The organism is Brevibacillus sp. HB2.2, assembly GCF_013284275.1.
Classification (GTDB): Bacteria; Bacillota; Bacilli; order Brevibacillales; family Brevibacillaceae; genus Brevibacillus; species Brevibacillus brevis_D.
Window position 1 is genome coordinate 292742 of the sequence record NZ_JABSUV010000001.1, and the last position, 14023, is coordinate 306764.

11 protein-coding genes are annotated in these 14023 nt (G+C 50.1%); all 11 read right to left on the reverse strand.

Annotated features, from left to right (window positions below):
* Positions 1-83: 83 nt before the first annotated feature.
* Positions 84-1430 carry an acetyl-CoA carboxylase biotin carboxylase subunit gene (accC, locus tag HP401_RS01090; protein ID WP_142496039.1) on the reverse strand — a complete coding sequence of 449 codons (1347 nt, stop codon included), beginning with the start codon at positions 1428-1430 and terminating at the stop codon, positions 84-86.
* 14 nt (positions 1431-1444) lie between these two features.
* Positions 1445-1900 carry an acetyl-CoA carboxylase biotin carboxyl carrier protein gene (locus HP401_RS01095; RefSeq protein ID WP_173603774.1) on the reverse strand — a complete coding sequence of 152 codons (456 nt, stop codon included), beginning with the start codon at positions 1898-1900 and terminating at the stop codon, positions 1445-1447.
* Positions 1901-1920: 20 nt separating this feature from the next.
* On the reverse strand, positions 1921-3486 hold the full coding sequence (locus HP401_RS01100; RefSeq protein ID WP_173603775.1) for an acyl-CoA carboxylase subunit beta: 1566 nt from the start codon (positions 3484-3486) through the stop codon (positions 1921-1923).
* 4 nt (positions 3487-3490) lie between these two features.
* The gene (meaB, locus tag HP401_RS01105) at positions 3491-4543 is read right to left on the reverse strand and encodes a methylmalonyl Co-A mutase-associated GTPase MeaB (RefSeq protein WP_173603776.1); all 1053 of its coding nucleotides are present in this window, start codon (positions 4541-4543) and stop codon (positions 3491-3493) included.
* The gene (gene scpA, locus HP401_RS01110; RefSeq protein ID WP_064199730.1) at positions 4540-6711 is read right to left on the reverse strand and encodes a methylmalonyl-CoA mutase; all 2172 of its coding nucleotides are present in this window, start codon (positions 6709-6711) and stop codon (positions 4540-4542) included. The genes meaB and scpA overlap by 4 nt, the downstream gene beginning before the upstream one ends.
* Positions 6711-8834 carry a methylmalonyl-CoA mutase family protein gene (locus HP401_RS01115; protein WP_173603777.1) on the reverse strand — a complete coding sequence of 708 codons (2124 nt, stop codon included), beginning with the start codon at positions 8832-8834 and terminating at the stop codon, positions 6711-6713. The genes scpA and HP401_RS01115 overlap by 1 nt, the downstream gene beginning before the upstream one ends.
* A gap of 31 nt (positions 8835-8865) precedes the next feature.
* Positions 8866-9381, reverse strand: coding sequence for an acetyl-CoA carboxylase biotin carboxyl carrier protein (gene accB, locus HP401_RS01120; RefSeq protein WP_173603778.1), 516 nt, complete (start codon positions 9379-9381; stop codon positions 8866-8868).
* Between the two features lie 233 nt (positions 9382-9614).
* A complete protein-coding gene (locus HP401_RS01125; protein ID WP_173603779.1) occupies positions 9615-10259 on the reverse strand; it encodes a TetR/AcrR family transcriptional regulator in 645 nt (214 codons plus the stop codon).
* 80 nt (positions 10260-10339) lie between these two features.
* Positions 10340-11242 carry a M15 family metallopeptidase gene (locus HP401_RS01130; protein WP_173603780.1) on the reverse strand — a complete coding sequence of 301 codons (903 nt, stop codon included), beginning with the start codon at positions 11240-11242 and terminating at the stop codon, positions 10340-10342.
* A 95-nt stretch (positions 11243-11337) separates the two neighbouring features.
* On the reverse strand, positions 11338-12915 hold the full coding sequence (locus HP401_RS01135; RefSeq protein WP_173603781.1) for a glutathione ABC transporter substrate-binding protein: 1578 nt from the start codon (positions 12913-12915) through the stop codon (positions 11338-11340).
* A 96-nt stretch (positions 12916-13011) separates the two neighbouring features.
* Positions 13012-13983, reverse strand: a complete 972-nt coding sequence (gene msrA, locus HP401_RS01140) for a peptide-methionine (S)-S-oxide reductase MsrA (protein ID WP_173603782.1) — start codon at positions 13981-13983, stop codon at positions 13012-13014.
* Positions 13984-14023 lie beyond the last annotated feature (40 nt).

Here is a 14023-nt window from a genome sequence, read left to right on the forward strand (position 1 = left end):
TTTAGTAGTATAAATGAATACTGCTATAAATGAAAAAAGAACTGTGACAGAAATCCCTCTCTGTTACAGTTCTTTCATGCTCGTTACAAATCCAGCGTATTTTTTTCCAGAAAATTCGTAGCGAAATTCCCTGCGACAAAGTCAGGGTGCTCCAGTAGCTTCTCATGGAAGGGAACCGTCGTATGTACGCCTTCGATGACAAACTCACCTAGCGCCCGCTTCATACGAGCCAATGCTTCGTTGCGATCTGTTCCCCAAACGATCAGCTTGGCGACCATTGAATCATAGAAAGGAGAGATTTCGTAGCCAGGATAAACCGCACTGTCCACGCGCACACCGTAACCCCCTGGCGGCAAGTAGTTGACGACCTTCCCTGGTGATGGCATAAAGTTTTTCGCAGGATTCTCCGCGTTGATTCGGCACTCGATTGCCCATCCGTTGATTTTCACGTCTTCTTGTGAGAAGGATAACGGATTGCCTACTGCCACAGATATTTGTTCTTTGATCAAGTCAATCCCTGTAATCATCTCTGTTACGGGATGTTCTACCTGAATCCGCGTATTCATTTCCATGAAGTAAAATTGGCCGTGCTTGTCTAGCAAAAATTCAACAGTACCCGCTCCGTGGTACGAAACCGCCTTGGCTGCCGCCACCGCAGCTTGCCCCATTTGCTCGCGCAGCGTTTGGTCCAGCGCCGGAGATGGCGCTTCTTCTACCAGCTTTTGATGACGACGCTGAATGGAGCAATCCCGCTCTCCCAAGTACACGGCGTTGCCATGCTTATCCCCCATGATTTGAATCTCCACATGCCGCGGCTCTTCTACATATTTTTCCAAGTACACGCCAGCGTTGCCGAATGCCGTCTCCGCTTCTTTCTGGGCCTGACGAATCGCCTTGGACAACTCATCGGCGTCAAAAGCGACACGCATTCCTCTGCCGCCGCCGCCAGCCGTTGCTTTTACAATGACAGGATAGCCGATTTTCTCCGCCACCTGCAATGCCTCATCGATGTCATCAATCAAACCGTCTGTTCCCGGAACTAGTGGAACATTCGCTTGACTCATCGTTGCTTTTGCTACGGATTTATCCCCCATTTTGGTGATCGCTTCGGGATCGGGACCGATAAAGGTTATCGAGCAATCCTGGCAAAGCTGGGCAAACGAAGCGTTTTCCGCCAAGAAGCCATAGCCCGGATGGATAGCGTCTGCCTTTGTGTAAAGTGCGACTGTCATAATCCGTGCCATGTTCAAATAACTGTCCTTGGACGCCGTAGGTCCGATACAATACGCTTCATCCGCCAATTCTACGTGCAATGCTTCCCGATCCGCCTCAGAAAAGACAGCGACTGTACGTATCCCTAGTTCCTGACAAGCGCGGATAACGCGGACAGCGATTTCTCCACGATTGGCAATCAATACTTTCGTAAACATGTGCGCACTCCTTCCTACTGAGTTTTGACAACGAGCAAAGCTTTTCCGTAATCGACAAACTGACCATCCGCGACGAGAATTTCCGTGATGATGCCGCTAACAGGCGTCGTAATATCCGCAGATAGCTGAAGAGCATCAGCCGTGCAGCGTCCAACCTTTTCGCCAGCTTGAACAGTCTGCCCTACTGTCACTTCCGCATAGAACAGTCCTACTCCCAAAGACATGACTTGGTGTGTCACTTCCTTAGGTGCCTCAGCCTCAGCAACGACATCAACTGACTCAGCAGTAGCGGCTGCCTCCTGATAACCATGCTCCACTTCGCCCACCTGTACAGGCGCATGGACAGCCACGCCTTCGATTGGTGCACTTTTCTTGATCACGATTCGTGTCTTACCCTTCTCCCATTCCAGCTCCTCAATGGAAGACTGATTCACCAGCTTGATGAATTCACGCAGTTCATGCAGCTTCATAGCACGATCAGAGCTCCTTTCTAAAGTGGGATGTTCCCGTGCTTTTTGTACGGACGATCTTCCTGCTTGTTTCTGAGCATTTCCAAGGCTTGCGCGACCTTTTGACGGGTTTCACGCGGGTCGATGACATCATCCACCATGCCGAGACTAGCCGCGACATATGGATTGGCGAACTTCTCTCTGTAGAGGGCAATTTTCTCTGCGCGAGTCGCAGCCGGGTCCTCACTTTGTTCGATTTCCTTTGCAAAAATGACGTTAGCTGCCCCCTCGGGACCCATGACAGCAATCTCTGCATTCGGCCATGCATACACAACATCTGCTCCAATGGATTTGGAGTTGAGCGCCACATAAGCGCCTCCATAAGCTTTGCGCAGAATCACGGTGATTTTGGGAACCGTTGCTTCTGAGTATGCATACAAGATTTTCGCCCCGTGACGGATAATCCCTCCATGCTCCTGATTGATTCCCGGGAAAAAGCCAGAGACATCTTCAAAGGTCAAGAGCGGAATGTTGAAGCAGTCACAAAAACGGATGAAACGAGCCAGCTTATCCGATGAATGAATGTCCAGTCCGCCTGCCATGACCTTCGGCTGGTTGGCGATAATGCCGACACTGTGTCCATCGATACGCGCCAGACCGATCACGATATTGCGGGCAAAGTTCGGCTGTACTTCCATGAAATCACCGTGATCCACGATTTTTTCGATGACCTTGCGCACATCGTATACTTTCGTGCTTTCTGCAGGTACCAGCTCCAAGAGCTCCTCTTGCCAACCATTATTTTCCTCTGCTTCTATCACTGGTGCGCGATCACGATTGTTTTGTGGCAGGAAGCTGAGCAGCCTGCGTACCCCTTTCAATACTTCCTGTTCGGTTTCTCCTGTAAAATGGGCATTGCCGCTCACCGTCGAATGGACTTTGGCTCCGCCTAGGTCCTCCGCGGATATTTTTTCACCTGTAACGGTCTCGATCACTTTTGGACCTGTGATAAACATTTGGCTCGTCTTCTCTACCATGAACACGAAATCCGTAATCGCCGGAGAGTAAACGGCTCCTCCCGCACACGGACCGAGGATGACAGAGATTTGCGGAATCACACCGGAGTAAATGGCATTACGGTAAAAAATCGTGCCATAGCCATCCAGTGAGCTTACCCCTTCTTGAATACGTGCGCCGCCAGAATCGTTCAGACCGATAAAGGGAGCGCCGTTTTTCGCGGCCAAATCCATCACCTTGGCGATTTTCATTGCGTGCATCTCACCCAGAGCACCGCCAAACACCGTGAAATCCTGCGCGAACAAATAGACAGGCCGACCGTTGATTTTTCCGTAGCCCGTTACGACACCTTCGCCTGGTGCCTCCATCTGGTCGAGACCAAAATGCGTAGCACGGTGCTCAACAAACGGGTTCAGCTCCATAAAGGTGTCTGGGTCAAGCAGGAGCTCGATTCGCTCACGCGCGGTCAACTTGCCGCGGTTATGCTGGGCATCGATGCGAGCATCTCCGCCGCCAAGCTGGATTTTATATTTGCGTTCCATCAATTCATCAATTTTTTCGTACATATTGCTACTCATAAGGGCCACCATCTCTCTATTCCTTTTTCATGATCGCATTCTCATAGATCGCCACTAATTGCTGTACGGCGCTCGTCGGTGAAATCTCGCCACTCGCAACGGCTCCTTCAATCAAGGGAAGCAGCTCGGCTACTTGCTGGTTGCCGAAAAAGGTCGCACGCAGGTAGTCCTGAGCCATACTGTGCATCCAATCGAGTAGCTGCGCTTTACGTCTTGCCTCAAACCCGCCTGATTGGATGGTGCTTTCACGAAATTGACCGATGACCTCCCAAATATCTTCAATGCCTTCCCCTGTCAGCGAAGAACACATGTATGCTTTCGTTTCCCAGCCAGTGGTTGCCGGCTGCAAGTAATGCAGAACACGGTTGTATTCACCTTTGGCGATCAAGGCACGCGTCCGGTTTTCCCCATCGGCTTTATTGATCAGAAGCGCATCTGCAATTTCCATAATGCCTTTTTTAATTCCTTGCAGTTCATCGCCAGCCCCTGTCAGCATCAGGAGTAGAAAGAAATCGACCATAGATCTGACTGTCGTCTCGCTCTGTCCGACCCCGACGGTCTCGACCAAAATCACATCATAGCCTGCTGCTTCACAGATTAGCATCGTTTCCCGCGTTTTCCGATTGACTCCGCCTAGGGTGCCGCCCGTGGCAGAAGGTCTGATGAACGCCTGTGAATTGCGTGACAAGAGCTCCATCCGCGTCTTGTCGCCGAGAATGCTCCCACGAGTAACCGTACTGCTCGGATCAACGGCCAAAACAGCGACACGATGACCTTTTTCACAAAGCATACTGCCAAATGCTTCAATGAACGTGCTCTTTCCCGCACCTGGCACACCGGATATCCCTATGCGTATGGATTGACCTGTATGAGGAAGTAGTTGCTTGATCACCTCTTGGGCCATATCCATATGAGCAGGAGCATTGCTCTCGACCAACGTGATTGCCTGCGCCAAAACCGTTCGGTTGTTCTCTCGTACGCCTGTGACGTATTGATCCACTGATAACCGTGGGAGACGTGCCTTGGAGGAAACGTTCAAGAAATTCTTGTCTGCCCTGCCCCCAGTCATTGTCCAGCAGCCTCCAGGCGATACACGATCTCTTGCAGAACGTGCTGGGCTGCTACAGGAATGACTGTTCCTGGCCCAAAGATAGCTGCGGCACCATGCTCTCGCAAAAAGGCGTAATCCTGCGCCGGTATCACACCACCTATGACGACGACAATATCTTCGCGTCCCAGCTTTTTGAGCTCTTCCACCAGTTGTGGTAGCAATGTTTTATGACCTGCCGCAAGCGAGCTGAAGCCGATCACGTGTACGTCATTTTCTATCGCCTGCTTCGCTGTTTCCTCAGGTGTTTGGAACAACGGACCGATGTCGACATCAAAGCCCAAATCGGCAAAAGCGGTGGCAATCACTTTCGCGCCCCTGTCATGTCCGTCTTGACCCATTTTCGCGATCATAATACGGGGACGTCTGCCTTCCCACTGCTCGAATTCATCTGCCATCTTGCGCACGGCCGCTACCTCATCAGCATCAGCGTATTCGGAACTGTAGACGCCGCTAATGGAACGAATGACCGCCTTGTGTCTACCCACGACCTTTTCATAGGCATCCGATATTTCGCCCAAAGAAGCTCTTGCTCGTGCCGCTTCAATAGCCAGCTCCAACAGATTGCCTTCGCCCGTTTTCGCGCATTCCGTAATGGCCTGTAGAGTTGCTTGCACTCTCGCCTCATCCCGGTTACTGCGCAGCTCCTGCAAACGTCTGATTTGCGCTTCCCGAACCGCTGTGTTGTCAACTTCGAGAATTTCCAGCGGGTCTTCTTTGTCCAGACGGTATTTGTTCACGCCAATAATGGCTTCCTTCGCTGAATCAATATGTGCCTGACGGCGTGCAGCCGCTTCCTCGATTTTCATTTTCGGCAATCCGGTCTCAATTGCTTTTGCCATACCGCCAAGTGCTTCGATCTCCTCGATATGCGCCCACGCCTTTTCCACGAGCTGCGCCGTCAAGGACTCCACGTAGTAGGAGCCTGCCCACGGATCGACGACCTTGGTTATCTCGGTTTCGTCCTGCAAAAACAACTGCGTATTCCGCGCTATTCGAGCCGAAAAATCAGTCGGTAACGCAATTGCTTCATCCAGTGCGTTCGTATGCAGAGATTGGGTATGACCCAGAGCAGCGGCCATGGCTTCGATGCACGTCCGCACTACGTTGTTATACGGGTCCTGCTCCGTCAAACTCCACCCGGACGTTTGTGAGTGTGTCCGCAGTGCCATCGACTTTTCGTTTTTCGGATGGAACTGTTTGATCAGATTGGCCCAAATCAATCGGCCTGCACGCATTTTGGCCACTTCCATGAAGTAGTTCATGCCAATCGCCCAGAAAAATGACAGCCGTGGCGCAAACGCATCGATGTCGATACCTGCTGCAAGACCAGTACGAACGTATTCCAAGCCATCTGCCAGCGTGTAGGCCAACTCAATATCCGCAGTCGCACCCGCTTCCTGCAGGTGGTAGCCTGAAATACTGATGCTGTTAAATTTAGGCATGTGCTTGGAGGTGTAAGCAAAAATATCGGAAATAATCTTCATCGACGCTTCTGGCGGATAAATATAAGTATTCCGAACCATATATTCCTTCAAAATGTCATTTTGGATCGTTCCGGTAAGCTCCGCCTGCGATACCCCTTGCTCTTCTGCTGCCACGATATAGAACGCCATAATCGGCAAAACCGCTCCGTTCATCGTCATGGAGACGGACATTTTATCGAGGGGGATGCCGTCAAACAAGATTTTCATATCGAGAATGGAGTCAACTGCCACGCCTGCTTTCCCGACATCACCGACTACTCGGGGATGATCGGAGTCATAGCCGCGATGCGTCGCGAGGTCGAAGGCAATCGATAGCCCTTTCTGTCCCGCTGCCAAATTCCGTCGGTAAAAAGCGTTGCTCTCTTCCGCTGTAGAAAAGCCGGCATATTGACGAACCGTCCATGGTTGAGTCACGTACATCGTCGGATACGGTCCGCGTGTATATGGTGGCAAACCAGGCATGTAGCCGAGGTGATCCATTCCCTCCACATCTGCCATTGTGTACAGTGGTTTTACAGGGATCTGCTCTAGCGTCTGCCACATTTGCTCCATTCCTTGTGGATTCGCACCCAGTTGGGGAAACAAATCAGACACATCACGTTTGGACTGATAAGCCATTTGTGAAAAATCAGGTCGCTTCATCATGAGCCCACTCCTATCCGCTCCTGAAGTTCTCGCAGCATCTCGTAGCAATTGGAACGCATGTGGATGCAATCATCTACACCGGCCGCCTTGAAGGCAGCCAGCTGCTCCGCCTCTGGCAAGCCAGCCACCAGAACCGTCATCTGAGGTACACGTTGCTTGATTGCATAAGCCAATGGTGGAACCTGCTCCGGATAACTCGCATCGTCCGAGCAAATGACCGTGACCATCGCACCTGATGCCACCGCAGCCTCAGCCGCCTCTACAGTGGTAGAGAATGCTTGCTCGCGCAAAACGTCAAAGCCGCCAACCGCAAAAAACTCCGCTGCGAAGTCTGCCCGGGCCTTATGCTTTGACACAGGACCCATCGTCGCCAAGAACACGGTCGGTCTTTTGCCTGTTGTTTTCAAGAAATCATCTGCCTGCATCCGCAAGGCTTCAAAGCGTTCGGATGCCCGGTGAATACGAAGTGGCTGAATGATTGTCTCCACGGAATCTTCACGTCTCATGGCTTTGGCGATATCGCCCACAGTCGCTCCATGAAGCACTGCTTTTACTGCATGTGCCACGAGCTCATCGTTAGGTTCCCCCAACCCATCGAGCGCTGCGGAGACGAGAGTCGCATTCTGTTTCAGCCGATGGGATCTTGCTTCCTCCGCTCGTTCTTCGTGCATGCTCAGATGACTCTCGGCCTTCAGTGGCTGCTCAGCTGTATTGGCATACATGTTGGTTCCAACCAAACGCTTTTTACGCGTATCGATGCTCGCTGCTTTTTGATCCGCGCTCTGAGCGATCAAGCCTTGTGGGAAGCCTGCTTCTAACGCGCTCAGCATACCACCCTGCGCTTCTACCTGCTGGAACAGCTCCCATGCCTTTTTCGCTAATGCGTCTGTGAGCCATTCTACGTACCAAGAACCTCCCGCAGGGTCGATCACTTTTGCCAGATGCGCTTCTTCCTGCAAAATGATTTGCGTGTTTCTGGCGATCCTTCTCGAAAACTCATTGGCTGGGCGGATCGCTTCGTCAAATGCGGATACATGCAGACTGTCTGCTCCGCCAATAACGGCTGAGAACGCTTCTGTCGTGGAACGCAGCATGTTGACATACGGATCGTAAATCGTCTTCGTCCAAGCAGAGGTTCTGGCGTGAATTGTCATCTTTTGCGCTTCCGTTGATCCGCCGTAGGCCGCCACGATGTTTGACCAGAGCATTCTTGCCGCACGCAGCTTCGCGATTTCCATGAAGACGTCTGAGCCGATCGAATATGAGAACTGCATCCGTGCTGCGCTATCCTCTATGGATAGCCCTCGCTCAAGCATCGCTTGCAAATAGTCCACCCCTGTGGCCAGTGAAAAAGCCAGTTCGGTTACTGCGTTTCCGCCGCCGTCCTGATAAGGATTGCTTTGAACCAAGATCGTTTTCAGCGCGGGCGCTTGATCTTTTGCCCATTTCGTTACGCTTGCCATCGTGTTATAAGCTGTCTGCAAGGAACAAGGGAGCTTGCCCTCTGTGAGCAGAACGGCTACAGGGTCTTGCCCGATGCATCCGCGAAGTTCAGAAACTTGTTGGCCTGTCGCTTCAACATGTGCCAAAATGAGCGATAAAACCGGCAAGCCAAGCGCCCCTGTGTTCATGTAAAGAGGAACCTCTGAAAGCTTCACCCCTTGAAATGCCTGCTCGAAATCCTCCCGGCAAAAAACAGATACGCCTTTGTGACCAATCGTATCTGGCAATGCTTCGTCAGGATCAAGTCCAGCCAAAGTCGCTTGATCCACTATCAGATGCAGCATCGTTTGTCCGCGCGCTAAGTCGTCTGCGGCTGCCTGATTAAATGTTTTGGCACTCGTTGCGCTGATTTCTTGACAGACCTGCCATTTGTGTTCCTTATGCTCGCCAGGCTGCTGATTTCCTCTATGAAAAGGCGCCTCTCCTGGCAGCGCTTCCAGATGCGGCAATGTTTTGACATCTTCGTACCGATAGATGGGCTGGCGAACAATTCCCTCATGCGACTTAGTCAGTAGCTTTGCATCAAAAGATGCGCCCTTTAGCGATTTCTCTGCTGCTTCCCGCCATTGGTCGTACGTGGGAACGGTGAATTCCTTGAACCATGTATGTTTGCTCACTCTTCTAGTCCTCCCCTTAAAAGCTGCACCATTACGCTTGCTTCACCAGGAACAACGGCTGTCCATGCTCGACCAACTGACCGTTTTCCACCAAGACTTGGACAATCTCTCCTTTTACTTCTGCTTCAATCTCGTTAAACAGCTTCATGGCTTCGACAATACAGACAATAGTCGTTGGCTCTACTCGATCATTTACGGATACGTATGGTGCGGCGTCAACGGCAGGTGCAGCATAAAAGGTTCCGACCATAGGTGAAGTGATTTTGTACAAGTTTTCTGTCACTTCTGCCGATTTCTGAGGTGTTTCCACTGGGCTTGTTATGACCGGGCGCTCAATCGCTTCTTTTTTAGGCAAAAGGACAGCGGGTGCCGCCGTCACGATTGGCGCACTTTTGGTTTGTACGGGGGGCTGATGCACAACTGTGACTGGATTCCCATTTCTTCGTTTGATACGCAACGAAGAATCTTCTTCATTTACCTCAAAAGATTCTATGTCTGTCTGCTCTAATAGCTTCACAAGTTCTCGTAATTCGTAAATGGTAAGCACGACTATTCCTCCCCTATTCCGAATCTGACTGGAACAACCTCACGAACCGACTATGATGATTGCGAAAGACCGACCAGTTGGTCTTGTCGATATTATAGCAAATGTCAGAATACTAGTACAGACCAACTAGTTGGTCTGATCGAAGGATTTTATAAGGGACCATCAAGCGACTATGCCCCTGTCTCCTATCGAAAAGCTCGAGTGTAGCCGCATGATCCTTGTTAGCACCCCTATTATGGATGGAAGGGATTTTCTTGAGATTGCAGGAAAAAACGTTGAAAGGCCGGGTTTTCCATTGATTCTGATTTCAAAACAGAATGAAGAACCATATCTGCATAAATATCCGCGATTTGCTCGATCGAGTACGTCCCTGACTTTTGATACCATTTGTAAATCCAGTTCACCATGCCAAAAATAGCCATGGACACAATCGGCACTGGCAGCTCCGGGCGGAACTCTCCTGATTCGATCCCGTCCGAAATGACGGTGAACATGATTTGTTTATAGCGATCCCGTTTCGTTTCAATATCTGTGTAGTACTCTGGAGCTAAAAACAAGCTTTCCTGATAAAAAATCGTAACCTGCGAGCGGTAGAGATCAATCATCATGACGAAGGATTTTACGATGGCTTGCAGACGTTCTGTTGGGGTATCCCACTTCTCGTAAGCTTCCTCCGCTTTTTCCAGCACATACGTAATAAATTGATCATGAATGATGTAGAGGAGTTCATCTTTTGATTTGAAGTTGTGATAAAATCCTCCCTTTGACGTGCCGCTTTCTTTCACAATTTGATCCACAGTCACTTTGTGGTAGCCATTTGCTTCAAACAAGCGCATGGATGTTTCAATAATACGTTCTCTGATTGATTTTTCGACCATTATCTTCACCCGAGAACATTATAGCATAACTACATAGCAAAAACGCCGATTCTCTTCGGTACGAGATCGGCGTTGCTTCTTTAATTCGATGGTGTGGAAACAGGTACGGCACCTGAATATTCTTCGAGCGTAATTCCTTTTTCTCTGATTTCTTGCGCGATCTCGCCACCTACATAACGCAAATGCCACGGCTCATAAATATAGCCCGTAATCGCGTCTTTTCCCTCTGGGTAGCGAATGATAAATCCAAACTTCTCGACGTTTTCATCCAGCCACTTCGCTTCCTTGGTTCCGGCAAAGCAGCTCGTTGCCGCACATTTGCCATCCTTACCAGAGACGTCAATCGCGAGTCCCGTCTCGTGCTCACTCGTCCCAGGAACGGCACTGTAAGTCCGTGCTTTCTCCACGCCGTCTTTTTTTACATAGCGATTAAACAGCGCTTTCTGGTAGGCGTGGGAGCGATAGGCAGATACGCCAGCCAACTGGACACCGTCAGCCTGGGCTGCCGCAAATAACTGCTCAAGCGCACCCGCCGCTTCTTTGCGCATTTTGCGTTTCTCGCTCTTTTCCGGGAGCAAGTAAGGAACATTTGGAAACACTAAATCATTTGGCTGATAGTTCTCTGGAAGCTTGCGTTGTTTGTTCACCAGTACAGCAACACTCTCTGGCTCACCCACAACCTCTATGTCCGGAAACGACAGCTCAGGCGGCTGACCAGCTGACGGCTTTTCTGCTGGCTTCGTTTCGGTTGGCTTCGCTTTCTGGGGTTGCTCCGGTTGTTCTTGCTTTGGTGTTTCAGCAGATGGAGGTGTGGTCTCCTCCTTTGGCTTCTCTGCTTCTTTCTTTGGAGGAGTTGGCGACTCCGTGGATGGTGGTGTCTGTGGTTCTTGTGGAGCAGCTGTACTATTACATCCAGACAACACAAATGTCAATGCCGTTACGAGTACAAGCGGATGCAAAAGTCGGTGTCGAAAACTTCTCATTGTAACGTTCCTTTCGTTTTGGAGCGGATCCAATTATGTAGGTAAAAAAGTACGTACCTATTATGACATAATTGATGGGCTTTTCGTTACATGTTTTATTGAGAAATCACGACCTGATCGAGATTCAAGTAACCCGCTGGACTGATGGAGAAGCCCTGAATATGGTTACTAATCACAGCCAAATTCTCCAGATTGCGAATCGGAACAACCAAAGCATCTTGCAGCTCCACTTCTTGTGCTTTTGCGTAGATGGCGAGTCTTTTTCCAGGATCAGTTTCGACACGGCCAGCCTCGATGAGACGATCCAGCTCGGGATTGCGGTATTGAAAACTGTTGCCCGCCCCGCCACCTGATGTATGAAACAAATTGTACTGATTATAGTCAGCATCCCCGGTTGCATTTCCCCAGCCACTGACAAAAATCTCATGCTCCTTCGTTTGCTCGATGGTTCGAACAAAGTCATCGTAGCTGACGACTTTTAGCTCCGCGTCGACGCCGATTCCTTTTAATTGCGACCGTATCACTTGGGCAACCAAGATTCGATCCCGTCTGTTGTAGGTAATCATGTGAATGGGAAAACCATCTGGATAGCCCGCCTCTGCGAGCAACCGACGCGCTTGGTTGATGTCGTACGGGTAGCTTTTCACTGTTGGACTGTAACCGAACACTTGCGGGCCAATCGGTGAATTCGCCTTTGTTCCCACATTGTTATACACCCCTTTAATGATCGCTCCCGTCTCGATCGCCATACTGATGGCCTTCCTCACACGGATATCATTCAATGGTGGACGTGCTACATTAAATCCGATAAACTCCGTCCCGAGTGCATCGCTGCGGTACACACGCATCTGGTTCGATGCTTGAATTCGATCCAGCTCCATGACAGGGATAGACTCTGCAATATGTGCTTCACCATTCTCCACCATCGCGATGCGAGCCGCATCATCCGGAACAACCTTGAAGACGACATGATCAAGCGTAGCAGCTTCGCCCCAGTAGAACTGATTTTTGCTCAACGTGATTTGACTGCCATGCTCCCATGATTGAAACCGATAAGGGCCAGTACCAACCGGATGCTGCGATAATTCCCGCCCGTATTTATCGATTGCTGTAGGGCTGATGATGCTCCCCTCGTGATTAGCCAAAATAGAGAGCAATGGTGCAAATGGTTTGTGAAGAATGATTTGCACTTTGTACGGATTGATGACTCTTACCTGCTTTATTTTGTCGAACATGGCTGCTCGAGGAGAAGCCACGGCCGGATCTAATACACGATCAAATGTTTTCTTAACCGCCTGTGCTTGAAAGGGAGTCCCATCGTGAAAAACAACGCCTTGTCGGAGAGTAAACTCCCAAGTAAGATCGTCGATTTGCTTCCATACCGTTGCTAGCTGTGGCTGAATGTTCATGTTCCGATCTCGTTTGACGAGCCCTTCATACACTTTTCCTTGGATAACACTCGCCTCATTGATCGTCAAGATAAAATGAGGATCGAGATTTGTGGCATCCGACATACGTACAATGATTAACGTCCCACCCTCGGCAACGTTTTGGGGAGTCGGTGCGATTTGATTGTTGTGCGGCGGCTCCTGACCGAAAGAACAGCCTGCTAAGACCATGATTGCTGCGAGTAACAGTCCAATTCGTCTGTGTAAGGATGTCTGTGTATACATTGGACCCTCCCTGCATGCTCGTATGTTTCCCTCGTTGTATGTGTAGCAAAAAGACCGCCCTTCTCCCAAGTTTCCCAGAGAGTGGCGGTCCACACTCTATTCTTTTTCGAATAATCGCTTAAACTCCCCGAAGCCTTCTTCCTCCAAGCGATCCTTCGGAATGAAGCGCAATGCTGCTGAATTGATGCAGTAGCGCAATCCATTTTCTCCAGGACCGTCCTCGAAAACGTGGCCGAGATGAGAATCTGCCTCTTTGCTGCGAACCTCTGTCCGAATCATATTATGTGTCAAATCCACATGTTCGGTTACGTTTTCCTCTTGCATGGGCTTGGTAAAGGATGGCCACCCGCAGCCGGAATCGAACTTGTCCAAGGAACTGAACAAAGGCTCGTTGGAGACGATGTCTACGTAGATGCCCTCTTCCTTGTGGTCCCAGAATTCATTCGTAAACGGACGTTCTGTCCCGTTATTTTGCGTCACCTCGTACTGAAGCGGGGTCAAGATTTTTTTCAATTCTTCCTGCTTCGCACGGTCGCGCCATGCTTCCTTGGTGAATTTCGCTCTGCCTGATGCCGCCCGATAGTATTGGTAGCGGACCGGATTTTTCTTATAGTACTCCTGGTGATAATCCTCCGCCGCATAGAACGGCTTAGCTGGCAAAATTAGCGTTGCAATGGGCTTTTGGAAACGACCACTTGCATCTAACTCTTGCTTGGATTTTTGCGCAAGCCTTTCTTGGTCTTCATTATGATAGAAGATCGCTGGCGCATACGATTGACCCCGGTCACCGAATTGACCACCAGCGTCAGTCGGATCGATTTGTCTCCAAAACATTTGCAGCAATTCCTCGTAGGAGATGAGCGACGGATCATAGGTGATTTGGACCGCTTCATAGTGTCCCGTCGTATCAGAGCATACCTCTTCATAGGTTGGGTTTTCGACATGACCGCCTGTATAGCCGGAGACGACTTTTTGAATGCCTGGCATCTTGTCAAACGGACTGACCATGCACCAAAAGCATCCGCCTGCAAAGGTTGCGATTTCGAATGGATGTGTATCGCTGTTCACGCATTTCGCCTCCTGTAGATATATGTACACTTTCCTTTAC